The organism is Leptothrix mechoopdaensis (SeqCode), assembly GCF_053893855.1.
The window spans coordinates 4,789,053-4,816,039 of sequence record NZ_CM132699.1 but is presented as its reverse complement, the minus strand read 5'-3'; the positions used below and the strand labels follow the sequence as shown (position 1 = coordinate 4,816,039).

Genomic DNA, 26,987 nt, shown 5'->3' with positions numbered 1-26,987 from the left:
CCATCACATGAGGTCGCTGTTCCGGAAGCTGGGCGGCCTGTTCGCCACCGGCCCTGCGGCGACCGAGGCACCCGCCGCGCCGACCCGATCGGGCCCGGATGCCGAGACGCTCGCGGCCCTGGCCCGGCTGGCCGGCCATGTGCCGGGCACCCGGCCGGACGCCCCGCAACTGCTCGAAACCCTGCGCGACTGGCGCGACCGGCATCCCGACGTGGCCGATGCCGCCGCGCTGCACCTCTACGACGCGGCGGCCGCCCGGCTGCAGGGGCGCCTCGACGAGGCAGAAGGCATCTGCCACGCGTCGCTGGCCGAGGCCGACATCCTGCCGGCCGGCGTGCACCTCGAACTGGCGTTGATCGCGCTGGCCCGGCATGACCTGCCGGCCGCCGTCGATGCCCTGTCGGTGGCCGTGTCGCTGGATCCGCAGCTCGGCGCGGGCTGGCTCCGGCTGGGTGACGTGCTGATCCGGCTCGATCGCCTCGCCGAGGCGGAGGCCTCGTTGCGGGAGGCCCTGCCCTGGCTGGCGGACGAGCCGCTGTCGGACGCCTGGTTCCTGCTCGGCGAGACCTTGCGGATGCGGCGTCGTGATGCCGATGCCCGCAGCGCCTACGAGGCCAGCCTGGCGCTGCAACCCGGCCGTCCCGCTGCCCTGATCGCGCTGGGTCATGCCCACCTGATGGCCGAGGAGGAAGAGAAGGCCCTGGCCAGCTACGAGGAGGCGATGCGCCAGACCCGGCAGGTGCCCCCGGAGGTCCAGCTCAACGTCGGGTCGATCCGCCAGAACCTGGGCGACTACCAGGGCGCACGCACGATCTTCGAGCGCCTGCTGAGCGACCGGCCGGGCGACCACCTGGCGCGCTGGTACCTGTGCCAGCTGGACCTGCTGCAGTGCCGCTGGGAGGCGGGCTGGTCGAACTATCCGTCGCGACATCGGGCCGGCGCATCGCCCTACCGGCCGATGCCCTACGCGAACTGGGATGGCCGCCCGCTGCCCGACCAGACGCTGCTGGTGCTGGCCGACCAGGGGCTGGGCGACGAGATCATGTTCGCGTCCTGCCTGCCCGACCTGCAGCGGCGCGCGCCGCAGGCCATCGTCGAATGCGAACCGCGCCTGCTGACCCTGTTCCAGCGCTCCTTCCCGGCACTGCGCTTCATCGCCACCCAGCGCGAGAACAGCACCGACTGGCTGGCCGGCTGCCCGACACCGTCCTGGCAGATCGCGTCGGGCGACCTGCCGGCCCTGTTCCGCCGCGCCGATGGCGACTTCCCGCCCCACGCCGGCTACCTGAAGGCCGATCCGGCCCGCGTCGCACGATGGCGCGAGCGGCTGGCCGAACGTGCCGGCGGACGTCCCACCGTCGGCATCTCCTGGCGGGGCGGTCTGGCGGCGACCCGGACCCGTGCGCGATCGATCGGCGTCGCCGACTGGGGTCCGATGCTGGCCGGGCTCGACCTGCACCTCGTCAACCTGCAGTACGGCGACGTGACCGAGGACCTGGCCGCCTTCGAGCGCCTGCACGGCATCCGGCTCGACCATGACCCGGCCGTGATCGCCGACTACGACGAGACCGCCGCGCTGGTCTGCGCGCTCGACCTGGTCGTCAGCGTCTGCACCTCGGTGATCCACCTCACCGGCGCCCTGGGCCGACCGGTCTGGATCCTGACGCCGCATTCGCCCGGCTGGCGCTACACCGCCGACCGCGACCACCTGCCGTGGTACCCGAGCAGCCGGATCTTCCGACAGGCCCGGGCCGGCGACTGGGACCGCGCGTGCCGCGAACTGTCAGTCGCATTGACGCAGCTGACGAGAAATGTCAGCCCGGGTCCGACCGCATCTGCGCAATCTCCAACCGAAAGTTGAATTCGACGGGAAACGCCCCCCAGTTTGCGGGATCTGCGCCGGGTACGGCGCTTGCTGTCCACTTCATCACGACCGGGACACCCCGGACCGGATTCCCTAGCCTGGAGGACATGCAATGAAGTCTGTGCAACGAGGTTTCACCCTCATCGAACTGATGATCGTCGTGGCGATCATCGGCATCCTGGCCGCCGTCGCGCTGCCGGCCTACCGCGACTACACGCTGCGCGCGAAGGTCTCCGAACTGCTGCTGGCGGCCAGCTCGACCCGCACGGCCGTGACCGAGAACTCGCAGGAAAGCGGCGCAGCCGGTGCCACCGGCATCACGCAGCCGGGCGCCGGCGGCAAGGTGTCCGCCGCTGCACTGACCACGGCCACGGGGGTGGTCATCGTGGGTGGACGCAACAGCGAATTCGGTGGCCAGCAAGTCGTCGTGACGCTGACCCCGAGCTGGAACGCGGGCGCCTCGACGGTGGTCTGGACCTGCGCCGTGACGCCGACCAACCTCGAACCGTCTTCCTGCCGCCAGGACTGACGCGAGCGCTTCGGGTCCTCCCGCCGGGCGGACCCGAAACAACCGACGCCTCGCTCGAAGGAGCGGGGCGTTGTCGTTTCTGCGGCTCGTTCAGGCGCGCCGGCCGATCAGGCGCATGTCGCGCTCGGGCCGATGGGTGCGCGGCAATTCCTCGACGACCGAGACCAGCCCGACCTGACCCATCAGGTTGCGCAGCTCGTGCTTCGAATAGCACCAGCGATGCAGCATGGCCTCGTTGCGGTAGCCCGGATCGCCGAACAGGCCATAGAGCGTCAGCTGCATCGGCGCCGGGGTGCCGGTCGAGATGTGCTGCTGGAAGATGCCGAGGATCTTGTCCAGGCAAGGCAGTTCCAGGACCAGCGCACCACCCGGCTTGAGGACCCGCTGCCACTCGCGCAGGCAGTCCTCGACCGCCCAGCGCGGCAGGTGTTCCAGCACGTGATACGCATGGACCTCGTCGGCGTGGCCGTCAGGAAAGGGCAGCGGCCCGGTCACGTCGGCGATGACGTCGGGCGACAGGCCAGACCAGTTCTGGTCGAGGTCGACGTTGACGAAGCCCGGCCAGATCTTGGCGCCGCAGCCGAGGTTGAGCCGTACGCGGCCGTCGTCGCGGTGGACGGCCAGCAGGTCGACCATCGACCCGGTCGACCCGGTCGACGCGGCGGCGGCGGACGCGCCTCCACGCCCCTCGAAAGCCTCCACCCAGCCCTGCGCGATGGCCGGCACGCTGCAGCGTTCCTCGACCTCGCGCTGGCCGTCCAGCAGCGCCGCCTCGACCTGTTCGCCGTGGTTCAGCCAGTGCGCCAGTCCGGCGATCGGCTCGTCGACCAGGCTGGCGTGGGCGGCCCACGGGCGGTAGGCCGGCAGCGGGCTGGCGACGACCCAGCGGCCGGCGTGGATCGAGTCGGTCAGGCGGTTGGCGGTCTTGACCGCCTTGCGCGGATCGTCCGGGTCGGACGGGATCAGCACGATGTCGCAGTGTTCGAGCGCCGCCTGCTGGGTCGCCTCGTCCCATGCCAGGCATTCGGCCTGCAGCCGGCCCTCGCTGCTGCGCGTGACGTCGGCCAGCGCGCGGGTGATCTCCGGCAGCGGCTGGGTCACGACCTGCAGCGACAGCGGCGTCTGCGTGGCCTGCCGGGCCAGCGCCGGCAGCCAGCCCGCCATCGGCGCCCAGTTGACCGGGTGGCCGAACCACAGCAGTCGGATCGGCTCTTCGGCGGATTCGTTGCCCCGCCACCAGCGCGACAGCGCCGAACCCTGCCGGCCGGCCGGCCGCCGCACGCGCACACGGCCCTGCGGCGCGCCCAGCGGGTCACCGACGACATGGGCCGTGCCGCCGGCGACCGCCAGCAGCCGCGTCCGCATCGCCTCGGAGCCCGCCACCCGGACGTCGGCCAGCGCCGCCAGTCCGCGCCAGTAGCTGCCCATCTGCGGATGGTCGAAATGGTCGTCGTTGAAGTCGGCCACGATGCGGGCGCCTTGCCCGGCCGCCACGCGCGCCTGGTCGAGCAGGCGCTGCCCGCGCTGCTGGTAGTCGGTGTAGTCGCCACGCGGCAGGAACTTGCCGATCACGACGATGTCGGCATCACCCGGACGTTCGCTCGCCAGCCAGGGGTCCAGTTCGAGCAGCCGGACCTCGTGGCCCAGGTCGCGCAGGCCTTCGGCCGGCAACAGGACGCGGTAGCGGTGCGAGGCCAGCGTGGAGGTCTGGCCGCCCTGCCCGTCGGGCCGCAGGCCGTCGACGACCCAGAGGATGCGCAAGCTGCGGTCGCCCATGTTCATGCGCTCCGCTGGTCCACCCGCAACATCGCCTCCCGCTCGCGCCGCCAGGCCTCGCCGTGCTCGCAGTCCACGTACTCGTGGAAATACGGCCCGCCGATCGTGAAGTGGACGTTGGCGGCGTCCTCGCGCGGGGCGTCGTAGCCGACCAGGTGGTTCCAGGTGGCGGGCAGCGCGCCGATCTCGGCGTCGTCGGCCAACCACTTGAACTGGTGCAGTTCCAGGCCGCTGGCGGTGTTGACGTAGTCGGGCGTCAGCGCGCGGCAGCGGGCGTTGTTGAACAGCATGACGCTGGACCAGTTCTTCTTGCCGTAGGCCGACTGCGGCGCGCCGAGGAACTTGACCGTCTCGGCCGGGCGGTGGTCGTGCTGGACGCACATCACCGCATGGCGCTCGTCACGCTGTTCCCAGAGGCGGGCGATGTCGTCGCGGACCAGCATGTCGCAGTCCATGAACAGCGACCAGCCTTCGTAGCCGCTCAGGTGCGGCACCAGGAAACGCGAGAACGAGAAGTCGGTCGACTGCAGCGGATTGCGCTCGCGCCACATCAGGCCCTTGAGGTTGTCCAGCGCCAGCGGAATGAAGGCGACCGGCTGGCTGGCGCGGGCCAGGATGCTGTGCGTCAGCACATGCCAGGCCACCGTCTCGCGGGGGTCGTAGCCGATGAAGATGCGGATCATGGGGCGGCTCTTGCGGGAGTGGCGTCGATGAACGGACCACTCTAGCAGCGTCAATCCGGCAGGCACCTAGACCGGATCAAGGGCAGGCTGGCTATGCTCGCCGTCCCAACTCTCTCAGGGAAGCACGACCATGAAGCTCCGCATCGCTCTGATCGCCGCAGCCGCCGCCCTCGCCAGCCTCGCCTCGGGCGGCCTGCAGGCCAAGACCTTCAAGTGGACCAGTGCCGCCGACATCCCGACCTGGGACGTGCACTCGCAGAACAACGCGCTGGCCAACGGCATCCATGCCGCCGTCTACGAGTCCCTCGTCTACTACAACAGCCGCACCTTCAAGCCCGAGCCGGTGCTGGCATCGAGCTGGAAGCAGGTCACGCCCACGCAGCTGCGGCTGACGCTGCGCAGCGGCGTGAAGTTCCACGACGGCTCGGCCTTCACGGCCGACGACGCGGTGTTCTCGATCGAGCGGGCGATGAGCAAGACCTCGAACTTCGCGGTCTACACGCAAGGCATCGACAAGGTGGTGAAGGTCGACGCCGGCACGATCGACATCTTCACGAAGGACCCGAACCCGGTGCTGCTCAACCAGCTCACCGAGCTGCGCATGATGAGCAAGGCCTGGGCCGAGAAGAACAACTCGGTCGCGCCCAAGGACATCAAGACGCCCGAGGAGAACTACGCCCACCGCAACGCCAACGGCACCGGGCCGTTCCAGCTGGAGTCGTGGCAGCCGGACCAGAAGCTGGTCCTCAAGCGCAACCCGGCCTGGTGGGGCAAGGCCGAGGGCAACGTGACCGAGGTGGTCTACACGCCGGTCAAGTCGGTCGCCACGCGCATGGCCGCGCTGCTGTCGGGCGAGGTCGACTTCGTGCTCGACCCGAGCCCGCAGGACCTGGCGCGGGTGCGCGCGGAGTCGTCGCTGAAGGTCATCGACGGGCTGGAGAACCGCACCATCTTCCTGGGCATGGACCAGTTCCGCGACGAGCTGCCCGGCAGTGACGTGAAGGGCAAGAACCCGCTGAAGGACGTGCGCGTGCGCCGCGCGCTGTACCAGGCCATCGACATGGACAGCATCGCCCGCGTGACGCTGCGCGGCCTGGGCCAGCCGACCGGCGCGCTGGTGGCGCCGCAGGTCAACGGCTGGGCCAAGTCGCTCGACAAGCGCCTGCCCTACGACCCGAAGGTGTCGCAGAAGCTGCTGGCCGAGGCGGGTTATCCGAACGGCTTCGAGGTCGACTTCGCCTGCCCGAACAACCGCTACATCAACGACGAGCAGATCTGCCAGGCGATCACCGCGATGTGGGCGCGCGTGGGCGTCAAGGCCAAGCTGCGCACGCAGCCGCTGGCGACCTACTTCCCGATGATCCAGCGCTACGAGGCCAGCATCTACATGCTCGGCTGGGGCGTGCCGACCTTCGACGCGCTCTACAGCCTGCAGTCGCTGGTGCGTTCGGTCGGTGCCGGCGGCGACGGCAACTACAACGTCGGGCGCTACTCGAACCCGCAGGTCGACGCGATGGTCGAGCGGACCAAGAAGGAGACCGACCTGAAGCTGCGCACCGAGCTGCTGACCAAGGCGCTGCAGCTGCAGGCCGATGACGTGTTGCACCTGCCGCTGCACAACCAGGTCATCCCGTGGGCGATGAAGAAGAACATCGACGTGGTGCACCGGGCCGACAACCGGCTCGACTGGCGGCTGGTCAAGGTCAACTGACGCCGGCCGGATACCGCGCCGATGCCGGCCTTCATCCTGCGCCGCCTGCTGCAGGCCATCGTCGTGATGGTGGTGGTGGCGGCGGTCGCCTTCGCGCTGTTCCAGTACGTCGGTGACCCGGTCACCTTCCTGCTGGGCCAGGACGCCACGCCGGCCGAGCGTGCGCGCATCCGCGGCGAACTGGGGCTGGACCGGCCGGTGCTGGTGCAGTTCGGCCACTTCATCTGGAACGCGCTGCACGGCGAGTTCGGCATGAGCCTGCGCCAGGGCGTGAAGGTCTCGCGCCTGATCGCCGAGCGCCTGCCGGCCACGCTGGAGCTGGCCTTCGTGGCCGCTGCACTGGCGTTGCTGGCGGGCGTGCCGATGGGCGTCTACGCCGCGCTGCGCCGGGGCGGCTGGCTGGCGCAGGCCTTCATGACGCTGTCGCTGCTGGGCGTGTCGCTGCCGACCTTCTTCATCGGCATCCTGCTGATCCTCGTGTTCGCCGTGAACCTGGGCTGGTTCCCGAGCTTCGGCCGCGGCGACGTGGTCGACCTGGGCGGCTGGAAGACCGGCCTGCTGACGCTCGACGGCTGGCATCACCTGGTGCTGCCGGCGGTGACGCTGGCGATCTTCCAGCTGACGCTGATCATGCGGCTGGTGCGTGCCGAGATGCTGGAGGTGCTGCGCAGCGACTACATCAAGTTCGCCCGCGCCCGCGGCCTGAGCGACCGGGCCGTCCACTTCGGCCACGCGCTGCGCAACACGCTGGTGCCGGTCATCACGATCACCGGGCTTCAGCTGGGCGGGCTGATCGCCTTCGCCATCATCACCGAGACGGTGTTCCAGTGGCCCGGCATGGGCCTGCTGTTCATCCAGGCGGTCTCGTTCGCCGACATCCCGGTGATGGCCGCCTACCTGTGCCTGATCGCGCTGATCTTCGTGGTCATCAACCTGGTGGTCGACCTGCTCTACGTCGCGGTCGACCCGCGCCTGCGGCTGGACGGCCGCAGCGGCCATTGACGCCCGCATGTCTCCCCCGAAAGGCATCGCTTGATCGCCCTCCTGCGCCGCTGGCTGTCCAGCGACATCGGCCACAGCTTCCGTTCGACGCCCAGCGCGGTCGTCGCCGCGCTGATCGCGCTGGCCTGCCTGGCCGGCGCCTTCGGTGCGCCCTGGCTGGCCCCGCACGACCCGTTCGACCTCAGCACGCTGGAACTCGGCAACGCGCGACTGCCGCCGGCCTGGCAGGACGGCGGCCGGCTCGGCTTCGTGCTGGGCACCGATGACCAGGGCCGCGACATCCTCTCGGCGCTGATGTACGGCGCGCGCATCTCGCTGGTGGTCGGGTTGGCCTCGGTCGCGCTGTCGGTGCTGATCGGCGTCGTGCTCGGGCTGCTGGCCGGCTTCCTGGGCGGCTGGGTCGACGCGCTGCTGATGCGGCTGTGCGACGTGATGCTGTCCTTCCCGGCCATCCTCGTCGCGCTGCTGATCGCCGGCGTCGGTCGGGCGCTGTTCCCGCAGGCCCACGAGAGCCTCGCCTTCGGCGTGCTGATCCTGTCGATCACGCTGACCGGCTGGGTGCAGTACGCACGCACCGTGCGCGGCTCGACGCTGGTCGAGCGGCAGAAGGAATACGTGCAGGCCGCCCGGGTGATCGGCGTCGCGCCGCTGGCGATCATGGGCCGGCACGTTCTGCCCAACGTGCTCGGGCCGGTGCTGGTGCTGGCCACCATCCAGGTCGCGACGGCCATCATCACCGAGGCCACGCTGTCCTTCCTCGGCGTCGGCGCGCCGCCGACCTCGCCGTCGCTGGGCACGCTGATCCGCATCGGCAACGACTACCTGTTCTCCGGCGAGTGGTGGATCACCATCTTCCCGGGCCTGATGCTGGTGCTGATCGCGCTGTCGGTGAACCTGCTGGGCGACTGGCTGCGCGATGCGCTCAACCCCCGGCTGAACTGAGATGACATCCGCAGCCCCCCTGCTCCAGGTCGAGGACCTGGTGGTCGAGTTCCCCGGCCGGCGCGGCACGCTGCGCGCGCTGGACGGCGTGTCGTTCTCGCTCGCGCCGGGCGAGATCCTCGGCATGGTCGGCGAATCCGGCGCCGGCAAGTCATTGACCGGCGCGGCCGTGATCGGCCTGCTGGAGCCGCCCGGACGCATCGCCGGCGGGCGCATCCTGCTGCACGGCGAACGCATCGACGACCTGCCGCCCGAGCGGCTGCGGCGCATCCGCGGCAAGCGCATCGGCGCGATCTTCCAGGACCCGCTGACCTCGCTGAACCCGCTCTTCACGGTCGGCCAGCAGCTGGTCGAGACGATCAGGACGCACCTGCCGATGAACGCCGCCCAGGCCCGCGAACGGGCCATCGAGCTGCTGCGCGACACCGGCATCCCGGCGCCCGAGCAGCGCATCGACCACCACCCGCACCAGTTCTCCGGCGGCATGCGCCAGCGCGTGGTGATCGCCCTGGCGCTGGCCGCCGAGCCCGAGCTGATCGTGGCCGACGAGCCGACCACCGCGCTGGACGTGTCGATCCAGGCCCAGGTCATCGGCCTGCTGCGCACGGTCTGCCGCCAGCGTGGCGCGGCGGTGCTGCTGATCACGCACGACATGGGCGTGATCGCCGAGACCTGCGACCGCGTCGCGGTGATGTACGCCGGCCGCATCGCCGAGATCGGCCCGGTCGCCTCGGTGATCCACCGCCCGGCCCACCCCTACACCGCCGGCCTGATGGCCTGCATCCCCGACATGGGCCGCCCGCCGCAGGAACGCCTGCACCAGATCGACGGCGCGATGCCGCGCCTGACCGCCATCCCGCTCGGCTGCGCCTACCACCCGCGCTGCCCGCGCGCCGACGAGGACACGCGCTGCACCACCGAGCGCCCGCGCCTGGTCGACGCCGGCGAGACCCGCGCGGCCTGCTGGCTGCACCACGCCGACGGAGGCCCGCGATGAACGCGCCCGTGACGGACACGCAGGTCGCGCCGCTGGTCCGGGCGGTCGACCTGGCCAAGCGCTTCGAGGTCTCGGCGCCCTGGCTGGACCGGGTGCTCGGCGGCCGGCCGCGCCAGTGGCTGCAGGCGGTCGACGGCGTCGGCTTCGAGATCGAACGCGGTCGCACGCTCGCGCTGGTCGGCGAGTCCGGCTGCGGCAAGAGCACGGTGGCGCGGCTGCTGGTCGGGCTGTACCAGCCGTCGCAGGGTCAGGTCGTGTTCGACGGGCAGGACGCGCACGCCGCCTACGCCGGTCCGCAGCAGCAGGCCCGCGCGCTGCGGCGGCGCATCCAGATGATCTTCCAGGACCCCTACGCCAGCCTCAACCCGCGCTGGCGCGTCGCCGACATCGTCGCCGAGCCGCTGCGCGTGCATGGCCTGGGCGCAGACGAGGACGAGCGGCAGGTGCGCGTCGGCGAGCTGCTGCGCTCGGTCGGCCTGGCGGCGGCCGACGGCGCGAAGTACCCGCACCAGTTCTCGGGCGGCCAGCGCCAGCGCATCTCGATCGCACGGGCCATCGCCACGGCGCCGGACTTCCTGGTCTGCGACGAGCCGACCTCGGCGCTGGACGTCAGCGTGCAGGCCCAGGTGCTGAACCTGATGAAGGACCTGCAGCGCCAGCGCGGCCTGACCTACCTGTTCATCAGCCACAACCTCGCGGTGGTGCGCCATGTCAGCGACAGCGTCGGCGTGATGTACCTCGGCCGGCTGGTCGAGCTGGCGCCGCGCGAATCGATCTTCGAGGCGCCACGTCACCCCTACACGCGCATGCTGCTGGCGGCGATCCCGCAGCTGCACGACACCGGCCGTGCCCGCACGCCGGTGCTGGGCGAGGTGCCGAACCCGCTCGATCCCCCCAGCGGCTGCGCCTTCCACCCGCGCTGCCCGCAGGCCGACGCGCGCTGCCGCAGCGAACGCCCCGCGCTGCGCACGGTCGCCAATGGGCGCACGACGATCCGGATCGCCTGCCATCAGGTGAGCTGAGCCGCGACGAGGCGCGACGAAGCGCCACGAAGAGGAAAAGAAAAAGCCCGCGACATCGCTGTCGCGGGCTTCGTGGCAGGCAGGTCGGGTCGACCAGGCCGGCTCAGGGGCCCGAAGGCCCCCGGGACATCACATGTCCATGCCGCCCATGCCGCCCATGCCACCCATGCCGCCCGGCATGGCCGGCGCGTCATCCTTGGGGGCTTCGGCGACCATGCACTCGGTCGTCAGCATCAGGCTGGCGACGGAGGCGGCGTTCTGCAGCGCGGTACGGGTCACCTTGGTCGGATCCAGGATGCCCATCTCGATCATGTCGCCATACGTGTCGTTGGCGGCATTGAAGCCGTAGTTGCCCGAACCGGCCAGCACGGCGTTGATCACCACGCTCGGCTCGCCACCGGCGTTGCCGACGATCTCGCGCAGCGGGGCCTCGATGGCCTTCAGGACCAGCTTGACGCCGGCGTCCTGATCCGGGTTGTCACCGGCGATCTTGCCGGCGGCCTGACGGGCACGCAGCAGGGCCACGCCGCCACCGGCGACGATGCCTTCCTCGACGGCGGCACGGGTCGCGTGCAGCGCGTCTTCCACGCGGGCCTTCTTTTCCTTCATCTCGACTTCGGTGGCGGCACCGACCTTGATGACGGCCACACCGCCGGCCAGCTTGGCCACGCGCTCTTGCAGCTTCTCGCGGTCGTAGTCGCTGGTCGCTTCCTCGATCTGGATGCGGATCTGCTTGACGCGGGCCTCGATGTCCGCAGCAGCGCCGGCGCCGTCGATGATGGTGGTGTTTTCCTTGCCCACTTCGACGCGCTTGGCCTGGCCCAGGTCAGCCAGCGTGACCTTCTCGAGCGACAGGCCGACTTCCTCGGCGATGACCTTGCCACCGGTCAGGATGGCGATGTCTTCCAGCATGGCCTTGCGACGGTCGCCGAAGCCCGGAGCCTTGACGGCCACGACCTTCAGGATGCCGCGGATGGTGTTGACCACCAGGGTCGCCAGCGCTTCGCCGTCGACTTCCTCGGCAATGATCAGCAGCGGACGGCCGGCCTTGGCAACCTGCTCGAGCGTGGGCAGCAGATCGCGGATGTTGCTGATCTTCTTGTCGAACAGCAGGACAAACGGGTTGTCCAGCAGGGCGACCTGCTTCTCGGGGTTGTTGATGAAGTACGGCGACAGGTAGCCGCGGTCGAACTGCATGCCTTCGACGACGTCCAGCTCGTTGTTCAGCGACTTGCCGTCCTCGACGGTGATGACGCCTTCCTTGCCGACCTTGTCCATGGCCGAGGCGATGATCTCGCCGATCGAGTCGTCGCTGTTGGCCGAGATGGTGCCGACCTGGGCGATTTCCTTGGACGTGGTGGTGGCCTTCGAGGCCTTCTTCAGCTCGACGACCAGGGCGGTGACCGCCTTGTCGATGCCGCGCTTCAGGTCCATCGGGTTCATGCCGGCGGCCACGTACTTCATGCCTTCGCGCACGATGGCCTGGGCCAGCACGGTGGCGGTCGTGGTGCCGTCACCGGCGTTGTCCGAGGTCTTGGAAGCGACTTCCTTGACCATCTGGGCGCCCATGTTCATGAGCTTGTCCTTGAGCTCGATCTCCTTGGCGACCGAGACACCGTCCTTGGTGACGGTGGGGGCGCCGAACGAGCGCTCCAGGACCACGTTGCGGCCCTTCGGGCCCAGGGTCACCTTGACCGCGTTGGCCAGGATGTTCACGCCTTCGACCATGCGGGCGCGTGCGTCAGCGCCGAAAACGACGTCTTTTGCTGCCATGTTGTTGCTCCGGGATCTCTGAGGAAATTACTTTTGAACGACGGCGAAGAGGTCTTCTTCGCGCATGACGAGCAGCTCTTCGCCATCGACCTTGACGGTCTGGCCGCTGTACTTGCCGAACAGCACGCGGTCGCCGACCGACACGTTCAGGGCGATGAAATCACCCTTGTCGTTGCGCTTGCCCGGGCCGACGGCCAGCACTTCGCCTTGGTCCGGCTTCTCGGCGGCGTTGTCGGGGATGATGATGCCCAGGGCGGTCTTGGTCTCGTTCTCGAGGCGCTTGACGATCACGCGATCGTGCAGGGGACGAAGCTTCATTGCATCTCCTTGGAGTCGTACAGGGTGCGGTGGGTCGGTGCGCAGGACGCGAACCGGGGTAACGCGTTCGACATCGGCCGGTGCCGGGGAGGCTGTCCGATGTCGCTAGCACTCACCGATGTCGAGTGCTAACGGATCGAGATTATAGGAACGGTCCCCGCCGTTTCAAGGGGTCGACGGTGTCGAAGGGTGATCGGGCGGGCGCAGGCGCGCGTCAGGGTCGCAGCGCCAGCGCCCGGGCCGGCGCGCGGCCGCCGGACTGGGTCGCGTCGATCGTCATCAGCACCAGCTGGCGCAGCGCGCCGTAGGGCTCGGTCGGCCAGCCGGGCTGGCGCAGGCCCTTGACGATGCCGTCGCAGGCGTGCGCGGCGCGCACCAGCGTGTCGGCTCGGGCCGGATCCAGGTTCGGCGCGATCCGCTCGAACAGCTTTTCCTTGACGCCCCAGACACGCGCCTCGCGCAGCGCCATCGGCAGCGGCCGGCCACCGGCCAGCGCGGCGACCACGCGGGCCAGCGCGCGCACGTCCTCGGCCAGCGTCCAGTGGACCAGCACGGCGGCCTCGCCCTCGGACTGCAGCCCTTCGAGCATCCGCAAGGCCCGCGCCGCCTGGCCGGCCAGCACGGCCTCGCCCAGCTTGAAGACGTCGTAGCGGGCGACGTTGAGCACCGCCGACTCGATCTGCTCGAAGGTCAGCACACCGGCCGGATGCAGCAGCGCGAGCTTGCGGATCTCCTGGTGCGCGGCCAGCAGGTTGCCCTCGACCCGGTCGGCGAAGAAGGCCAGCGCGCGCTGGCCGGGCTCGCCGTCCTCGACCCGCTGCTGCTGCGCGGCCAGCCGCTGGGCGATCCACTGCGGCAGCGCGCGGCGCTCGACCGGCTCGACCTTCAGGCTGATGCCCGCGCCGTCCAGCGCGGTGAACCACGCGCTGGTCTGCTGGGTGCGGTCCAGCCGGGGCAGGCTGACGATCGTCACGGTGTCGTCGGGCAGGGCCTGGGCATACCGCTGCAGCGCCTCCGAGCCGTCCTTGCCGGGCTTGCCGGAGGGAATGCGGATCTCGATCAGCCGACGGTCGGCGAACAGACTCAGCGCCTGGGCCTCGCCGAGCAGGCCGGACCAGTCGAAATGCGCCCCGGCGACGGTGTGCACGCTGCGTTCGGCGTGGCCGGCCGCGCGGGCGGCGGCACGGATCGTGTCGGCCGCCTCCTGCGCCAGCAGCGGCTCGTCACCGTGGATGACGTAGAGCGCGCGCAGCCCGCGCTGCAGGGCGGCGTCCAGCTGGTCGGCGCGCAGTTGCATGGGTGGGACCGGTTCAGCGCGAGACGGCGGCCGAGGCCGCCTTCGCTGCCGCCGGCACCGCATCGGCCGGGGTCAACACCGCCAGACGCCGCAGCACCTGGCGGGCGATGTCCTGGTGCATCGTGCGGACCAGGAACTGCTGCTCGTGTTCCTTGGCCAGCGCGTCGTTCTCGGCGTAGCTCATCTCGCGCGACTGCGTCAGCGTGGTCGGCCCGATCAGCTCGCTGCCATCCGGGCGACGGACGCGGAAGGTCAGCGTCGCGCGCAAGGTCAGCTCGCGCACCTGTCCGGCGGCGGTGATGCCGGCCACGACCGGCACGGACTGGTCGACCACCGACTCCAGCACGACGTCGGACTCGTTCGGCCGCGCGGCCAGCGTCGCGCCCGGACTCATGCGCAGCTGCCGGCGCAGCTCGTCGGCCATCGCCGAGTCGCCGCCGAAGCCGGCCAGGTGGACGCGCCGCAGCGTCAGCTCGGGCGGACGCCGCAGCTGGAAGCCGCAGCCCGTCAGCACCACCGCACCGGCGAAGCCCGCCAGCGCGATCAGCCAGGTGCGGCGCGAGTCCATGCCGGGGCGGTCAGGCAACGACGTTGACCAGGCGACCCGGCACGACGATGACCTTCTTGATCGGCCGGCCTTCGGCGAAACGGGCGACCTCTTCGGAGGCGCTGGCGATGGCCTCGATCGCGGCCTTGTCGGCGCTGGCCGGCACGGTGATCGCGCCACGCGTCTTGCCGTTGACCTGCAGCACCAGCTCGATCTCGTCGCGCACCAGCGCGGCCTCGTCGACGGCCGGCCACGGCGCGTCGAGCAGGCCGCCGAGGCGGGCCTCGTAGCCCAGCTCGTTCCACAGCACCTGGGTGATGTGCGGGCAGGCCGGATAGAGCGCGCGCAGCAGCACCGAGTAGCCCTCGCGCATCACCGCCGCGCTGGCGGGGGTGCCGTCGAGCTTGGCGGCCTCCAGCGCGTTCAGCAGCTTCATCGCACCGCTGACCACGGTGTTGTATTGCATGCGCTCGTAGTCGTGGCTGACCTGGCGCAGCACGGTGTGGACCTCGCGGCGCAGCGCACGCGCGTCACCGGCGATGTCGGCCACGACGGCGGCGATGTCGGGTGCGCCCTTCAGCGCGGCCTCGTGTTTCGCGCCGTAGCCCCAGACCCGCTTGAGGAAACGCTGCGCGCCCTCGACGGCCGAGTCGTTCCATTCGAGCGTCTGCTCCGGCGGCGACGCGAACATCACGAACAGGCGGGCGGTGTCCGCGCCGTGCGTGTTGATCAGGTCCTGCGGGTCGACGCCGTTGTTCTTGGACTTGGACATCGTGCCCACGCCCTGGTAGTCGACCGCGCTGCCATCGGCCTTCAGCGTGGCACCGACGATCTTGCCGCCCGCATCGAACACGTTCTCGACCTCGTGCGGCCAGAAGTACTCGATGCCGCCCTTGTCGGTGCGGCGGCTGTAGATGTGGTTGAGCACCATGCCCTGCGTCAGCAGGCGGGTGAAGGGCTCGTCGATCTTCACCAGCTTCAGGTCGCGCATGACCTTGGTCCAGAAGCGCGCGTAGAGCAGGTGGAGGATCGCGTGTTCGATGCCGCCGATGTACTGATCCATCGGCATCCAATAGTCTGTCCCGCCGGCCACCATCGCGTCGGCGTTCTGCGCATCGCAGTAGCGCATGAAGTACCACGACGAGTCGACGAAGGTGTCCATCGTGTCGGTCTCGCGGCGCGCCGGACGGGCGCAGCGCGGGCAGGCGACATTGAGGAAATCGCTGCGCAGACGCAGCGGATTGCCGCTGCCATCGGGTACGCAGTCGATCGGCAGGACGACCGGCAGATCCTGCTCGGGCACCGGCACCGGGCCGCAGTCGTCGCAATGGATGATGGGGATCGGTGTGCCCCAGTAACGCTGGCGGCTGATGCCCCAGTCGCGCAGGCGCCAGGTGGTCTTCTTCTCGCCCAGGCCGAGCGCGCCCACCAGTTCGGCGACCTTGGTGACGGCCTGCTTGTGCGTCAGGCCGTCCAGCACGCCGGAGTTGACGCAGACGCCGCGCTGCTTGTCGCCGTAGGACTCGGCCCAGGCGTCGGTCGTGAAGGCCTCGCCCTCGACCGCGACGACCTGGCGGATCTCGATGCCGTACTTCTTGGCGAACGCGAAGTCGCGCTCGTCGTGCGCCGGCACGCCCATCACGGCGCCGTCGCCGTAGCTCATCAGCACGTAGTTGCCGACCCAGACCTCGACCTTGGCGCCGGTCAGCGGATGGGTCACGAACAGGCCGGTGGGCAGGCCCTTCTTCTCCTGCGTGGCGAGCTCGGCCTCGGTCGTGCCGCCCTGCGCGCATTCGGCGATGAAGGCGGCCAGCGCCGGGTTGCCCGCCGCCGCGTGCGCGGCCAGCGGATGCTCGGGCGCGACGGCGCAGAAGGTCACGCCCATGATGGTGTCGGCGCGGGTCGTGAAGACGTACAGCTTGCCGCCCTGGATCGGCGCACCGTCGGCGCCGCGGATGTCGTGCGGGAAGGCGAAGCGCACGCCCTCGCTCTTGCCGATCCAGTTCTCCTGCATCAGCCGCACGCGTTCGGGCCAGCCGCTGAGGTAGCTCGGGTCATCCGGGTTGGCGACGGCCGACAGCAGTTCCTCGGCGTACTTCGTGATCGCCAGGTAGTAGCCGGGGATCTCGCGCTTCTCGACCACCGCGCCGGAGCGCCAGCCCTTGCCGTCGATGACCTGCTCGTTGGCCAGCACGGTCTGATCGACCGGGTCCCAGTTGACGACCTGCGTGCGGCGTTCGGCGATGCCGGCATCCAGCATCTTCAGGAACAGCCACTGGTTCCACTTGTAGTAGCTCGGGTCGCAGGTGGCGACCTCGCGCGACCAGTCGATCGCCAGGCCCATCGCCTGCATCTGGCGCTTCATGTAGGCGATGTTCTCGCGCGTCCACTTATCGGGCGGCACGCCGTTCTTCAGCGCCGCGTTCTCGGCCGGCAGGCCGAAGGCGTCCCAGCCCATCGGCATCAGGACGTTGTGGCCCTTCATGCGCAGCTGACGGGTCAGCATGTCGTTGATGGTGTAGTTGCGCACATGGCCCATGTGCAGCTTGCCGCTGGGGTACGGCAGCATCGAGCAGGCGTAGAACTTGGGCTTGAGCTGGCCGGCGGCGTCGCGGGCGTCCTCGACGACGCGGTAGGCATCGGCCGCGTTCCACTGCGACTGGGCGGCGGCTTCGACGGCGGCGGGATCGTATTTCTCGTTCATGGTGCGCAGGCAGGCAAGGGAAGCGGAGCGGGTCGGAGACAAGCGCCGGATTATCGTCGTCGGGCCTGTCGCCGACCGGCGCGGCAGGTCAGCGGCTGGCGGCTGGCGCGACCGGCTCGGTGACGAAGGCGATGCGGTTCAGGCCGGCCTGCTGCAGCCGGCCGATCAGCTGCGCGACCAGCCCGTAGGGGGTGGCCTGGTCGGCACGCAACTGGACCTCGGGACGCTCGGCCTCGGCGCGCTGGCCGAGTTCGCCGATGCGGCGCGCGAAGGCGGCGTCATCGACCCGCTCCTCGCCGAGATAAAGCGCCCCGTTGGCCTGCAGGCCGACCTGGATCGCTGCCGGCGTCTCGACCTGCGGCGTCGCGCCGTCGGCCTTCGGCAGGTCGAGCTTGAGGCTCGCGCCCATCAGCGGCGCGGTGATCATGAAGATGACCAGCAGCACCAGCATGACGTCGATCAGCGGGGTCATGTTGATCTCGCTCATCGGCTGCGGCTGGCTGCGCCGCTCCAGACGGCCCAGCGCCATGTCAGTCGTCCCGCCCGTCGTGGTCGGACGCGGACGCACCCGGCGCGAACAGCTCGCGCAGGTCGTGGGCCCAGCCTTCGAGATCGGCCTCGCAGGCACCGAGCCAGCGACCGAACAGGTTGTAGGCCAGCACCGCCGGGATCGCCACCGCCAGGCCGGCGGCGGTCATGATCAGCGCCTCGCCGACCGGACCGGCGACCTTGTCGATGCTGACGCTGCCCGAGGCCGAGATGCCGACCAGCGCGTGGTAGATGCCCCAGACCGTGCCGAACAGGCCGATGAACGGGGCCGTCGCGCCGATCGAGGCCAGCACGACCTGGCCCTGCTGCAACTGCGCCAGCACCGCGTGCAGCGCGTCGCGCAGCCGGCGCGTCAGCTGGGCCTGGGCCTGGGCCCCGGCCGCGAGCGAACCGCCCGACGGCATCGCCCGGGCCGCGTCGAACAGCGGCAGCAGGACGGCCTCGCGGTCACGTTCGGCCAGCAGGCGCGCGCCGGCGGCCAGGTCGGGCGCGTCCCAGAAGGCCGGCACGATGCGGCCGAGGTCGTGACGGGCCCGCTGCAGCACCCAGGTCTTCCAGAAGATCAGCACCCAGGCGCTGACCGACATCGCCAGCAGGACCAGCGCGACGGCGCGGCTGACGCCGTCACCCTGGGACCAGACGAGCTGCAGCGCGTTCATGCTCAGGCGAAGCCGAGGACGTCGTTCATGCCGTACAGGCCATTGGCCTTGCCCGACAGGAAACGCGCCGCGCGCAACGCGCCTTGCGCGTAGGTCGAGCGGCTGGACGACTTGTGGGTGATCTCGATGCGCTCGCCGATGCCCGCGAACAGCACGGTGTGGTCGCCGATGATGTCGCCGCCGCGGATCGTCGCGAAGCCGATGCTGGACGGATCACGCTCGCCGGTGATGCCCTCGCGGGCGTAGACGGCGCAGTCCTTCAGGTCGCGGCCGAGCGCCTGGGCCAGCACCTCGCCCATCTTCAGCGCGGTGCCGCTGGGCGCGTCGACCTTGTGGCGGTGGTGGGCCTCGATGACCTCGATGTCGTAGCCGTGGCTCATCGCGCGGGCGGCCATGTCGAGCAATCCGAGCACGACGTTGACGCCGATGCTCATGTTGGGCGCCAGCATGATCGCGATGTCGCGCGAGGCGGCGTCGATCTCGGCCTTCTGGGCCTCGCTGAAACCGGTCGTGCCGATGATCATCTTGACGCCCAGTTCGCGGCAGACGGCCAGGTGCGCCATCGTGCCTTCGGGGCGGGTGAAGTCGATCAGGTAGCGCGAGGCGGCCAGGCCGGCCTTCAGGTCGGACGTGATCGCCACGCCGCTGGACTGCCCCAGGAAGGCCGCCGCGTCATGGCCCTCGGCGGGGCTGCCGATGCGGTCGAGCGCGCCGGACAGGCGGCAGTCGTCGGCGGCCATCACGGCCTCGATCAGCATGTGGCCCATGCGGCCGGTGCAGCCGGCAATGGCGATCGGAAGAGCTTCGGTCATCGGGGTTCCCGGGGCCGCGCGAGTGGCAGCCAGAACAGTGGGTGTAGGGCGGGATCAGCGAGCCGGCAATGGCTCGAGAGGGGGATAGGCACGCGCCGGCGCGCTGGCAGCCTGGCCGGCCGCTGCGGCGGACTCGGCCGGTTTCGGCAGGGGCAAGGCGCGCAGCTGGTCGTCGCTGAGGGCCAGCGGCACCGCCTTGCGCTCGACCTTGGCGACATCGATCGACTCGACGAACTCGCGTTCGGAAGGCAGTTGCGGCGCCTCGAAACTGCTCACCTTGTCGCCCTGGAACAGCACGGTCAGGTGACGACGCTGCGGCGCGGCGCCCTGGCGGCGGATCGTGAAGACGTAGTCCCAGCGGTCGGCATGGAAGACATCGGCCAGCAGCGGCGAGCCGAGCAGGTTGCGGACCTGTTCGCGCGTCAGGCCGGGGCGCAGCTGGGCGGCCATCTCCTGGGTCACCACGTTGCCTTGCACGACCTCCATCCGGTAGGGCGTGATCAGGCCGGCGAAGCGCTGGTCAGGATCGGCGGAGGCAGAACATCCGGCCGTGAGACCGACGGCGATCAGGGCGGCGCAAGCCAGCAAGGGGCGCATGAAAAGGGACCGGATCACGAGAGCCTCTGGGTGGTTTCCGGCCTGTCCGTCGCTGCCGGTTCATGCCGATATGATCGGCAAATTCTAACGAGGCGCGCCCCGCGCCCGACGGTCCGACCTGCCGACGACCCATGACACATGCGGATGAACTGAAGAGCTCGGGCCTGAAGGCCACGCTGCCACGCATCAAGATCCTCGAGGTCTTCCAGCGCGCCAGCGAGCGGCACATGACCGCCGAGGACGTCTACAAGCTGCTGCTGGCCGAGGGCTCGGACATCGGCCTGGCGACCGTCTACCGCGTGCTGATGCAGTTCGAGCAGGCCGGCCTGCTGACGCGCAACCACTTCGAGAGCGGCAAGTCGGTCTTCGAGCTCAACGAAGGCCAGCACCACGACCATCTCGTGTGCATGGACTGCGGCCGGGTCGAGGAGTTCTACGACCCGCAGATCGAGAAGCGCCAGCACGAGATCGCGCTCGAACGCGGCTACCAGCTGCAGGAACACTCGCTGGCGCTCTACGCCCAGTGCACCAAGACGGCCTGCCCGCACCGGCCGGCCAAGTGAGCCCGGCGCCCGGGCTCGCTCCGGGCGCTCAGAGACCGGCGTCGCCCTGGTCCATCAGGTCGCGGTGGCGACGGATGAATTCCTGGTAGGTGTCGATGCCGCGCAGCTGCAGCACGGTGTTGCGCACCGCCGCCTCGACCAGCACCGCCAGGTTGCGGCCGGCATCCACCGCGATCACCACCTTGCGCACGGGCATGCCGAGGATGTCCTCGTACAGCGGCTCGTAGGGGATGCGCTCGAAGTCGCGGTCCAGCGTCTCCTTGCGGACCAGGTGGACGATCAGCTTGAGCCGCATCTTGCGGCGCACCGCCGTCTCGCCAAAGATCGCCTTGATGTCGAGCAGGCCGATGCCGCGCACTTCCAGCAGGTTGCGCAGCAGCTCGGGGCAGCGACCCTCGACGGCGGTCTGCGCGACGCGGTAGAGGTCGACCACGTCGTCGGCCACCAGGCCGTGACCGCGCGAGATCAGCTCCAGGCCCAGTTCGCTCTTGCCCAGGCCGGACTCGCCGGTCAGCAGCACGCCCAGGCCCAGGATGTCCATGAAGACACCGTGGCGCGAGGTCCGTTCGGCAAAGTGCTGGCCCAGGTAGCCGCGCAGGATGTCGATGCAGTGGCCGGCCGATTCCTGCGTGCAGAACAGCGGAATCTCGGCCCGCTCGCACATCGCGACGAGCTTCTCGGGCGGCGTGCAGCCATCGGCCACGACCAGCACCGGCGGCTCCAGCGTGACGATGCGCGAGATGCGCCGGCCCTGGCGCTCTTGGTCGCTGTCGACGTGGTCGAGGTAGGCGACCTCGCGTCGACCCAGGATCTGGACCCGGTAGGGGTGGATGTAGTTCAGGTAGCCGACCAGGTCGGCGGCCGACTGCGCATCGCGAACCGCCACCTCGTCGAAGCGGCGTTCCGGCGCGGCATGGCCGGCGATCCATTCCCACTTCAGCGCGACGCGGTGGGCATCGAACAGCGCCTCGGCGCTGATGACGGTGGGTTTCACGCGCGGGCCGTTGGCGGGAGTCGGTCGACCGTGCTCAGGCGACCGACTTCAGCGGTTCCCAGCGGCTGATCAGCTCGTGGACCTTGGCGGCCTCGGGCTCGGTCTTCAGGCGCTCGCGCAGGTCGCGGTCGGACAACAGCTCGGCGATTTCCGACAGGATCTCCAGGTGCCGCTGGGTCGCCGCCTCGGGCACCAGCAGGAAGATCATCAGCGAGACGAGTTCATCGTCGGGCGCCTCGAAGGCGATCGGCTGGGCCACGCGGATCACCGCCGCCAGCGGATTCTTCAGGCCCTTGATGCGACCGTGCGGAATCGCCACCCCATGTCCCAGACCGGTCGAGCCCAGCCGCTCACGCGCGAACAGGTTGTCCGTCACGGTGGCACGGGCCACGGCGTGCTGGTTCTCGAACAGCAGGCCAGCCTGTTCGAACGCACGCTTCTTGCTGGATGCGTCCACCTGCACGAGAACATTGCTGGCGGGCAGGATGGCGGCGAGTCGGTTCATCGGGATCGAGCGCCGGTTTGGGCCTGAGCCTTGGCGGGCGCCTCGGTGGGGACGGGGAAAATGATTATAGGAATCGGCATCCGCGATGGGCACGGGCCATCCCTCAGGCGCACCGTGGTTCAGTGCACGGTTGCCGCATTGCAACAAACGTTTGCAACTCGGCTGGGAAAAGGTTCACGCCTTTCAGATTTCCCCGATTCCGGCGCACCAGTCCTGTGCGGCGGACATGAGAAAGGGGCCCGAAGGCCCCGTCGTCGTCAGGGTTGAGCGACGTCTCAGATGGCGTCACCGGTCGCGTCGAGGCGCTTGGCGGTGGCGTGGTGGTGGTCCTGGAGCTTGTCCTTGTGGCGGACCACCTGGCGATCGAGCTTGTCCATCAGCTGGTCGATCGCGGCATACAGGTCTTCATGGGAGCTTTCGACGAAGATGTCCTTGCCCTTGGCATGGAGCGTCACTTCAGCCTTCTGGCGCCTCTCCTTTTCCTTGAGTTTCTCGACCGTCAGCAGGACGTTCACATCCACGACCTGGTCAAAGTGCCGCGTGACCCGGTCCAGCTTCGTGAGAACGTACTCACGCAGCGCCGGGGTCACTTCCAGGTGGTGTCCACTGATCGTCAGGTTCATGAGGCCTCCATAGAGGGGTGGTGGGGAATCTCTCGGCGGGGGCCTGGCGGCGCGGGCCCTCGCCCTGCCTGTCTTGTGTGACTTGAGTGTGACCCCATCAACTGGCCCTGGCAAGGTCGGGACCGGGTGCCGCACCTGCCCCGTGCGGGATTGCACTGGAGCCCGATCTTTCGCGCTACGCTCCGTGTTTGCGAGCATGCAGCCCCGTCCCGGGATGCGCTCGGAGGCGCCGCCACCCTGGCGCCCCGGGTCTCGCGGAGGGGTCGGGCAGCCGGGGTCGCGGTGCGATACTCGCCGGCTTTGCGCGGGGTTCCCGGCGGCTCGCCGCAGGACGCCACAAGACGCCATCTGGCGGCGCGCGACATCCCAGGTCGCCCCCAGGAGCCTGCATGCTCAACGTCTTCACGCTGGTCAACGGCCGGCTCTACCAGGTCGAGATCGAAGCCGAGATCGACAAGCCCGAGGCCACCGCCACGCTGGCGCCGGTCTGGGTCGACCTCGAGGCTCCGACCGAGCAGGAGAAGGCCTGGGTCGAACAGCGCTTCGGCCTGCGCACGCCCGACACCGAGGTCGGCGAGGACCTGGAGGAATCGGCCCGCTATTACGAGGAAGACAACGGCGAGCTGCACATCCGCTCGGACTTCCTGATCGACGACGACGAGACGCCGCGCAACGTCCGCGTCGCCTTCATCCTGTTCAACAACGTGCTGTTCTCGGTCCATGCCGAGGACCTGCCGGTGTTCCGCCTGCTGCGCCTGCGGGCGCGCCGCATCCCCGCCCTGATCGAGGACGCCAAGGACGTGCTGCTCAAGCTCTACGACGCCGACGCCGAGTATTCGGCCGATGCGCTGGAGGGCATCTACGACAACCTCGAACGTGTCAGCGCGGGTGTGCTCAAGCAGGAGATCGACGACCGCGCCGCCGGCGAGGCGCTGGCCGCCATCGCACGCGAGGAAGACCTCAACGGCCGCATCCGCCGCAACGTGATGGACACGCGCCGCGCCATCAGCTTCATGATGCGCAGCCGCATGCTCAATGCCGAGCAGTTCGAGGAAGCGCGCCAGATCATGCGCGACATCGACTCGCTCGATTCGCACACCGCCTTCCTGTTCGACAAGATCAACTTCCTGATGGACGCCACGGTCGGCTTCATCAACATCAACCAGAACAAGATCATCAAGATCTTCTCGGTGGCATCGGTCGCGCTGCTGCCGCCCACGCTGATCGCCAGCATCTACGGCATGAACTTCGAGTTCATGCCCGAGCTGCGTCAGACCTGGGGCTACCCGTTCGCGCTCGGCCTGATGGTGGCCTCGGTCGCCGCGCCGCTGATCTACTTCCGCCGCAAGGGCTGGATGCGCTGAGCGCGTCAGCCGGCCGGGCCGGCGTCCGGCGTCGCCAGCCGGCGCCGCAGCCAGCGCATCAGCGCGCCGATCAGCGGCAGCTTCTCGTGCAGTTCCTCGGCCGCGTCCCAGTAGTCGCGGTGATCGGTGATGCGGCCCTGCGCGTCGAGCTTCAGGTGCGAGGCACCACGGATGCACTGGCGCGTGCTGCCGTCCGGGGCGCGCCGCAAGGCCGTCGACTCGAACACGAAGTCCCAGGTCAGGAAGGCGTCATCGCCCTGCACCACCGCGTCCCTCACGATGAAGCGCGGGGCGGTCATCGTGTCGAACATGTGGCCGAAGATCGCCGCGATGGCGGGCGTGCCGCGGACCTCGTTGAACGGATCCTTGAAGCGCGCGTCGCGAGCGTAGACCGTGTCGACGCGGGCCAGGCTGGCGCGGTCGAGCTGCTCGAAATAGCCGATCAGCACGGCCATCCTGGCGTCCGGGTGGCGCGGCGCGGTGGCCATCTCAGAGCCCCGTCGCGCGACGGATCGCCTTGAAGTACAGGCCCGGCGGCAGCAGCCCGATCAGCTTGAGCGCCCAGGTGAAACGCTTCGGGAAGTGGATCTCGAAGTCGCCGCGCGCCCAGCCCGCCAGCATCGCGTCGGCCGCCGCTGCCGGCGAGATCAGCGCCGGCATGCGGAACTCGTTCTGCGCCGTCAGCGGCGTCTCGACGAAGCCGGGGTTGACCACCGACACGCCGATGCCCAGGTCGTGCAGGTCGAGGTAGAGCACCTCGGCCAGGTTCTGCAGCGCGGCCTTGGTCGGACCATAGGCCAGCGCCTGCGGCAGGCCGCGATAGCCGGCCACGCTGGAGATCAGGCTCAGGTGGCCGCCACGCTGTTCCTGCAGGATCGGCAGCACGGCATCGAGCAGGTGCAGCGCGCCGACGTAGTTGACCTGCTGGTGGCGCAGCATGTCGGCCAGGTCGTATTCGGTCGCGCGCTGGGCCCGGTAGGTGCCGGCGCAGTAGACGACCAGGTCGATGCGGCCCCAGCGGGCCCGGATGGTGTCGGCCGCGCCGGCCAGCACGCCCGGCTCGGCAACGTCCAGCGGCAGCACCAGCGCGTCGCGGTGGCGCAGGCCGAACTGCGCCAGCGCCTCGCCGTTGCGGGCCGACACCGCCACATGCGCGCCGCGTTCGGCCAGCCGCTCGGCACAGGCCCGGCCGATGCCGGTCGAGGCACCCACCAGCCACACCACGCGGTGGCGCCAGTCGTCGATCTTCGGGTTCAGGGCCATCGTGTGCGCTCAGGGCTTGTGGAAGGACAGGGTCACGTCGCCCAGGTGGATGCCGAACTTGCTCATCGCCGCGCGGTTGAGCATCACCTGCCGGTCCATCAGGAACATCCAGTCGTCGAACTGCACGTCCCAGGTGCTGCCGTCGACCTTCAGGCGCAGCGTATAGCGCCAGCGCAGCGCGTTGCCGGCGGCCTCGCCTTGCGCCTCGCCGACGACATCATCGGCGCGGCCGACGTAGCGGCCATCGGCCGTGCGCTGGATGCGCCAGACGCGCCGCTCGGTCTCGCCGTCGCTGTAGAGGAAGTCCTCCTCCAGCACGCCCGAGTCGCCTTGCCAGGTGCCCTTGAGCTTGACGGTGAAACGCCGCTTGACGGCACCGGAGCGGTCGGTGAACAGGCCGTGCGCGACCATGTCGCCGTTGAAGTAGTCGCGCAGGTCCAGCCGGGGCTCTTCATGGGCGTAGTCCTGCACCTGGGGACCGGCGCAGCCGGCCAGCGTCATCGCGGTGGCGGCAGCCGCCGCCAGCAGCAGCCGCCGGCCGAACCTCGGGATCATCGTGTTCATCGGGCTTCCTTCGAGGGTTGGATGTGAGGGGCGCAGCGCCACAGCAGCGCGGCGGCGGCCAGCTTGAGCAGGCAGGGCAGCACCGCATAGGCCAGGCCCAGGGCCTGCAGCGCCTGCGGGTCGGTCGAGCCGGGGCGGTAGCCGGCCAGGTCCAGGGCCGGCAGGACGAGCCCGGCGGACAAGGCCAGGTTGAGCTTGGTGGCAGCGTTCCACCAGCCGAAGCAGACGCCTTCGGCCGAGGCTTCCGGCTGGCTCACGCGATGAGCCCGCTGCACGACGCCGGCCAGCAGCGCGCCCGGCACGGCCAGGTCGGCACCGAGCGCGAGGCCGCTGGCGATGCAGACGGCCAGGAAGCCGCCGACGTCGCCGGCGCCCAGGGCGGTCGCGAACGCGAAGGTCGCCACCGACAGCAGCATGCCCAACAGCCAGGTGCGCACCAGCCCCAGCCGGTCGACCGCGCGCAGCCACAGCGGCAAGGACAGCGCGGCAGCGGCGAAATAGCTCGCCAGGAAGGCGCCCTCCCACGCCGGTGCCTGCAGCCGGTCGCGCACGAAGAACAGCACCAGCGTGGCCGGCACCGCGCTGGCGATGCCGTTGATCAGGTAGACGGCCAGCAGCGGCGTGAAGCCCTGCAGCGTCCACGGCGACGGGGCGGCTGCGGGCTGCGCCTCATCCTGACGGGCGGTCGGCAACGCCGGCAGCACCGGCACCGTCGGCACGGCCCGCAAGGCCCACCAGCCCGCCAGCATCAGCAGCGCCAGCACGGCGGCCGTGACATCCAGTCCGGCCAGCGACGGCAGCACGCTCGCCACCATCACGCCGACCAGCGCGGCGCCTTCGCGCCAGGCGACGCGGCGGGCCTGCGCCAGGTCACCGCCGCGCAGCCGCGCGCCCCAGGCCTGGTGGGCGATGCCGGCCAGGCTGTAGGCCAGACAGGTCAGCACCAGCCCGGCGCCACACCAGGCCAGCAGCGCGTTCAGGCTGGCGCCGGCCGGCGCGTGGAACAAGGCCCAGAAGCCGGCGGCCATGGTGGCGGCACAGGCGCCGATGACCTGCCAGGCACGCCGCCCCGGCCGGTCCAGCAGCCGGTCGGCGAGACGGCCGAGCGCCGGATCGAGCACCGCATCGAACACCCGCACGGCCAGCAGCAGGCCGCCGAGCGCGGCCAGCGGCACGGCATGTCGATCGGCGTAGTGGTGCGGCAGCAGCACATAGAGCGGCAGCGCGACGAAGGCCAGCGGCAGGCCGAGCAGGCCGTAGGACAGGCCCTCGGACAGGCGCTGGAGGAGACCCGGGCGAGGCGGCGATGACCGGTCGGCGTCCACCGGG

27 protein-coding genes are annotated in these 26,987 nt (G+C 69.9%); 9 read left to right on the top strand and 18 right to left on the bottom strand.

Annotation, left to right across the window (positions count from 1 at the left end):
- The first annotated feature begins 7 nt into the window (after window positions 1-7).
- Window positions 8-1,861 (top strand): tetratricopeptide repeat protein, encoded by a 1,854-nt coding sequence (locus ACWA7K_RS21085; protein ID WP_456163989.1) that lies wholly within the window; start codon window positions 8-10, stop codon window positions 1,859-1,861.
- 115 nt (window positions 1,862-1,976) lie between these two features.
- The gene (locus ACWA7K_RS21080; RefSeq protein WP_456163987.1) at window positions 1,977-2,393 is read left to right on the top strand and encodes a pilin; all 417 of its coding nucleotides are present in this window, start codon (window positions 1,977-1,979) and stop codon (window positions 2,391-2,393) included.
- Between the two features lie 90 nt (window positions 2,394-2,483).
- Here ACWA7K_RS21080 and ACWA7K_RS21075 read toward each other — a convergent pair whose 3' ends face one another.
- Both ACWA7K_RS21075 and ACWA7K_RS21070 read right to left on the bottom strand, forming a co-directional pair.
- Complete coding sequence (locus tag ACWA7K_RS21075) at window positions 2,484-4,169, bottom strand: methyltransferase domain-containing protein (protein WP_456163985.1); 1,686 nt, start codon at window positions 4,167-4,169, stop codon at window positions 2,484-2,486.
- A 2-nt stretch (window positions 4,170-4,171) separates the two neighbouring features.
- Entirely contained in the window at window positions 4,172-4,852 is a 681-nt protein-coding gene (locus tag ACWA7K_RS21070; protein ID WP_456163983.1) for a glycosyltransferase, read from the bottom strand.
- Window positions 4,853-4,982: 130 nt separating this feature from the next.
- Between ACWA7K_RS21070 and ACWA7K_RS21065 the strand changes: the two genes are divergently transcribed.
- The 5 genes from ACWA7K_RS21065 to ACWA7K_RS21045 are packed head-to-tail and all read left to right on the top strand — an operon-like array spanning window position 4,983 to window position 10,526.
- Window positions 4,983-6,563 carry an ABC transporter substrate-binding protein gene (locus tag ACWA7K_RS21065; protein WP_456210253.1) on the top strand — a complete coding sequence of 527 codons (1,581 nt, stop codon included), beginning with the start codon at window positions 4,983-4,985 and terminating at the stop codon, window positions 6,561-6,563.
- A gap of 21 nt (window positions 6,564-6,584) precedes the next feature.
- Complete coding sequence (locus ACWA7K_RS21060; protein WP_456163979.1) at window positions 6,585-7,565, top strand: ABC transporter permease; 981 nt, start codon at window positions 6,585-6,587, stop codon at window positions 7,563-7,565.
- 33 nt (window positions 7,566-7,598) lie between these two features.
- Entirely contained in the window at window positions 7,599-8,507 is a 909-nt protein-coding gene (locus ACWA7K_RS21055; protein ID WP_456168901.1) for an ABC transporter permease, read from the top strand.
- Between the two features lies 1 nt (window position 8,508).
- Entirely contained in the window at window positions 8,509-9,504 is a 996-nt protein-coding gene (locus tag ACWA7K_RS21050; protein ID WP_456163977.1) for an ABC transporter ATP-binding protein, read from the top strand.
- A complete protein-coding gene (locus ACWA7K_RS21045; protein WP_456163975.1) occupies window positions 9,501-10,526 on the top strand; it encodes an ABC transporter ATP-binding protein in 1,026 nt (341 codons plus the stop codon). Before ACWA7K_RS21050 ends, ACWA7K_RS21045 begins: the two co-directional genes overlap by 4 nt.
- A 129-nt stretch (window positions 10,527-10,655) precedes the next feature.
- Here the strand turns inward: ACWA7K_RS21045 and groL are convergent, their stop codons facing one another.
- From groL to ACWA7K_RS21000, 9 genes are all read right to left on the bottom strand, one after another.
- Entirely contained in the window at window positions 10,656-12,299 is a 1,644-nt protein-coding gene (gene groL / locus ACWA7K_RS21040; RefSeq protein WP_456163973.1) for a chaperonin GroEL, read from the bottom strand.
- 27 nt (window positions 12,300-12,326) lie between these two features.
- Window positions 12,327-12,617, bottom strand: a complete 291-nt coding sequence (locus ACWA7K_RS21035; RefSeq protein WP_305750772.1) for a co-chaperone GroES — start codon at window positions 12,615-12,617, stop codon at window positions 12,327-12,329.
- A gap of 214 nt (window positions 12,618-12,831) precedes the next feature.
- Window positions 12,832-13,914 (bottom strand): DNA polymerase III subunit delta, encoded by a 1,083-nt coding sequence (gene holA, locus ACWA7K_RS21030; protein WP_456163971.1) that lies wholly within the window; start codon window positions 13,912-13,914, stop codon window positions 12,832-12,834.
- A 13-nt stretch (window positions 13,915-13,927) separates the two neighbouring features.
- Window positions 13,928-14,482, bottom strand: a complete 555-nt coding sequence (locus ACWA7K_RS21025) for an LPS-assembly lipoprotein LptE (RefSeq protein WP_456163969.1) — start codon at window positions 14,480-14,482, stop codon at window positions 13,928-13,930.
- Window positions 14,483-14,492: 10 nt separating this feature from the next.
- Complete coding sequence (gene leuS / locus ACWA7K_RS21020; RefSeq protein ID WP_456163967.1) at window positions 14,493-17,165, bottom strand: leucine--tRNA ligase; 2,673 nt, start codon at window positions 17,163-17,165, stop codon at window positions 14,493-14,495.
- A gap of 88 nt (window positions 17,166-17,253) precedes the next feature.
- Entirely contained in the window at window positions 17,254-17,694 is a 441-nt protein-coding gene (locus tag ACWA7K_RS21015) for an ExbD/TolR family protein (protein ID WP_456163965.1), read from the bottom strand.
- 1 nt (window position 17,695) lies between these two features.
- Window positions 17,696-18,373, bottom strand: a complete 678-nt coding sequence (locus ACWA7K_RS21010; protein ID WP_456163963.1) for a MotA/TolQ/ExbB proton channel family protein — start codon at window positions 18,371-18,373, stop codon at window positions 17,696-17,698.
- A gap of 2 nt (window positions 18,374-18,375) precedes the next feature.
- Window positions 18,376-19,185, bottom strand: a complete 810-nt coding sequence (gene dapB / locus ACWA7K_RS21005) for a 4-hydroxy-tetrahydrodipicolinate reductase (protein WP_456163961.1) — start codon at window positions 19,183-19,185, stop codon at window positions 18,376-18,378.
- 54 nt (window positions 19,186-19,239) lie between these two features.
- Window positions 19,240-19,782 carry an outer membrane protein assembly factor BamE gene (locus tag ACWA7K_RS21000; protein ID WP_456163959.1) on the bottom strand — a complete coding sequence of 181 codons (543 nt, stop codon included), beginning with the start codon at window positions 19,780-19,782 and terminating at the stop codon, window positions 19,240-19,242.
- A gap of 131 nt (window positions 19,783-19,913) precedes the next feature.
- On the opposite strand from ACWA7K_RS21000, the gene fur reads away from it, so the two are divergent.
- Window positions 19,914-20,345: a ferric iron uptake transcriptional regulator gene (fur, locus tag ACWA7K_RS20995; RefSeq protein WP_456163957.1), complete on the top strand. Its 432-nt coding sequence runs from the start codon at window positions 19,914-19,916 to the stop codon at window positions 20,343-20,345.
- A 28-nt stretch (window positions 20,346-20,373) separates the two neighbouring features.
- Here the strand turns inward: fur and hprK are convergent, their stop codons facing one another.
- From hprK to hpf, 3 genes are all read right to left on the bottom strand, one after another.
- A complete protein-coding gene (gene hprK, locus ACWA7K_RS20990) occupies window positions 20,374-21,339 on the bottom strand; it encodes an HPr(Ser) kinase/phosphatase (protein ID WP_456163955.1) in 966 nt (321 codons plus the stop codon).
- Between the two features lie 34 nt (window positions 21,340-21,373).
- The gene (locus tag ACWA7K_RS20985; RefSeq protein WP_130483747.1) at window positions 21,374-21,844 is read right to left on the bottom strand and encodes a PTS sugar transporter subunit IIA; all 471 of its coding nucleotides are present in this window, start codon (window positions 21,842-21,844) and stop codon (window positions 21,374-21,376) included.
- A 275-nt stretch (window positions 21,845-22,119) separates the two neighbouring features.
- A complete protein-coding gene (gene hpf, locus ACWA7K_RS20980; RefSeq protein WP_456163953.1) occupies window positions 22,120-22,467 on the bottom strand; it encodes a ribosome hibernation-promoting factor, HPF/YfiA family in 348 nt (115 codons plus the stop codon).
- 389 nt (window positions 22,468-22,856) lie between these two features.
- Here hpf and corA point away from each other — a divergent pair, with 389 nt between their 5' ends.
- Window positions 22,857-23,831 (top strand): magnesium/cobalt transporter CorA, encoded by a 975-nt coding sequence (gene corA, locus ACWA7K_RS20975; protein WP_456163951.1) that lies wholly within the window; start codon window positions 22,857-22,859, stop codon window positions 23,829-23,831.
- A 5-nt stretch (window positions 23,832-23,836) separates the two neighbouring features.
- Here the strand turns inward: corA and ACWA7K_RS20970 are convergent, their stop codons facing one another.
- From ACWA7K_RS20970 to ACWA7K_RS20955, 4 genes are read right to left on the bottom strand one after another with little or no spacing between them, the layout of a single operon-like run.
- On the bottom strand, window positions 23,837-24,319 hold the full coding sequence (locus ACWA7K_RS20970; RefSeq protein WP_456163949.1) for a nuclear transport factor 2 family protein: 483 nt from the start codon (window positions 24,317-24,319) through the stop codon (window positions 23,837-23,839).
- 1 nt (window position 24,320) lies between these two features.
- Window positions 24,321-25,094, bottom strand: a complete 774-nt coding sequence (locus tag ACWA7K_RS20965; protein WP_456163947.1) for an SDR family NAD(P)-dependent oxidoreductase — start codon at window positions 25,092-25,094, stop codon at window positions 24,321-24,323.
- 9 nt (window positions 25,095-25,103) lie between these two features.
- On the bottom strand, window positions 25,104-25,649 hold the full coding sequence (locus ACWA7K_RS20960; RefSeq protein WP_456168899.1) for a DUF3833 domain-containing protein: 546 nt from the start codon (window positions 25,647-25,649) through the stop codon (window positions 25,104-25,106).
- Window positions 25,650-25,654: 5 nt separating this feature from the next.
- A complete protein-coding gene (locus tag ACWA7K_RS20955) occupies window positions 25,655-26,983 on the bottom strand; it encodes an MFS transporter (protein ID WP_456163945.1) in 1,329 nt (442 codons plus the stop codon).
- Window positions 26,984-26,987: the final 4 nt, after the last annotated feature.

Coding starts and splice junctions, on each gene's coding strand:
- ACWA7K_RS20960 (WP_456168899.1), bottom strand. CDS start 25,649: ATGATCCCGAGGTTCGGCCGGCGGCTGCTGCTGGCGGCGGCTGCCGCC.
- ACWA7K_RS21045 (WP_456163975.1), top strand. CDS start 9,501: ATGAACGCGCCCGTGACGGACACGCAGGTCGCGCCGCTGGTCCGGGCG.
- ACWA7K_RS21015 (WP_456163965.1), bottom strand. CDS start 17,694: ATGGCGCTGGGCCGTCTGGAGCGGCGCAGCCAGCCGCAGCCGATGAGC.
- ACWA7K_RS21080 (WP_456163987.1), top strand. CDS start 1,977: ATGAAGTCTGTGCAACGAGGTTTCACCCTCATCGAACTGATGATCGTC.
- holA (WP_456163971.1), bottom strand. CDS start 13,914: ATGCAACTGCGCGCCGACCAGCTGGACGCCGCCCTGCAGCGCGGGCTG.
- ACWA7K_RS21035 (WP_305750772.1), bottom strand. CDS start 12,617: ATGAAGCTTCGTCCCCTGCACGATCGCGTGATCGTCAAGCGCCTCGAG.
- leuS (WP_456163967.1), bottom strand. CDS start 17,165: ATGAACGAGAAATACGATCCCGCCGCCGTCGAAGCCGCCGCCCAGTCG.
- hpf (WP_456163953.1), bottom strand. CDS start 22,467: ATGAACCTGACGATCAGTGGACACCACCTGGAAGTGACCCCGGCGCTG.
- ACWA7K_RS21075 (WP_456163985.1), bottom strand. CDS start 4,169: ATGGGCGACCGCAGCTTGCGCATCCTCTGGGTCGTCGACGGCCTGCGG.
- ACWA7K_RS21000 (WP_456163959.1), bottom strand. CDS start 19,782: ATGCGCCCCTTGCTGGCTTGCGCCGCCCTGATCGCCGTCGGTCTCACG.
- ACWA7K_RS21085 (WP_456163989.1), top strand. CDS start 8: ATGAGGTCGCTGTTCCGGAAGCTGGGCGGCCTGTTCGCCACCGGCCCT.
- ACWA7K_RS20970 (WP_456163949.1), bottom strand. CDS start 24,319: ATGGCCACCGCGCCGCGCCACCCGGACGCCAGGATGGCCGTGCTGATC.
- fur (WP_456163957.1), top strand. CDS start 19,914: ATGACACATGCGGATGAACTGAAGAGCTCGGGCCTGAAGGCCACGCTG.
- ACWA7K_RS21065 (WP_456210253.1), top strand. CDS start 4,983: ATGAAGCTCCGCATCGCTCTGATCGCCGCAGCCGCCGCCCTCGCCAGC.
- ACWA7K_RS21050 (WP_456163977.1), top strand. CDS start 8,509: ATGACATCCGCAGCCCCCCTGCTCCAGGTCGAGGACCTGGTGGTCGAG.
- ACWA7K_RS21025 (WP_456163969.1), bottom strand. CDS start 14,482: ATGGACTCGCGCCGCACCTGGCTGATCGCGCTGGCGGGCTTCGCCGGT.
- ACWA7K_RS20985 (WP_130483747.1), bottom strand. CDS start 21,844: ATGAACCGACTCGCCGCCATCCTGCCCGCCAGCAATGTTCTCGTGCAG.
- ACWA7K_RS21060 (WP_456163979.1), top strand. CDS start 6,585: ATGCCGGCCTTCATCCTGCGCCGCCTGCTGCAGGCCATCGTCGTGATG.
- dapB (WP_456163961.1), bottom strand. CDS start 19,185: ATGACCGAAGCTCTTCCGATCGCCATTGCCGGCTGCACCGGCCGCATG.
- ACWA7K_RS20965 (WP_456163947.1), bottom strand. CDS start 25,094: ATGGCCCTGAACCCGAAGATCGACGACTGGCGCCACCGCGTGGTGTGG.
- ACWA7K_RS21070 (WP_456163983.1), bottom strand. CDS start 4,852: ATGATCCGCATCTTCATCGGCTACGACCCCCGCGAGACGGTGGCCTGG.
- groL (WP_456163973.1), bottom strand. CDS start 12,299: ATGGCAGCAAAAGACGTCGTTTTCGGCGCTGACGCACGCGCCCGCATG.
- corA (WP_456163951.1), top strand. CDS start 22,857: ATGCTCAACGTCTTCACGCTGGTCAACGGCCGGCTCTACCAGGTCGAG.
- ACWA7K_RS21010 (WP_456163963.1), bottom strand. CDS start 18,373: ATGAACGCGCTGCAGCTCGTCTGGTCCCAGGGTGACGGCGTCAGCCGC.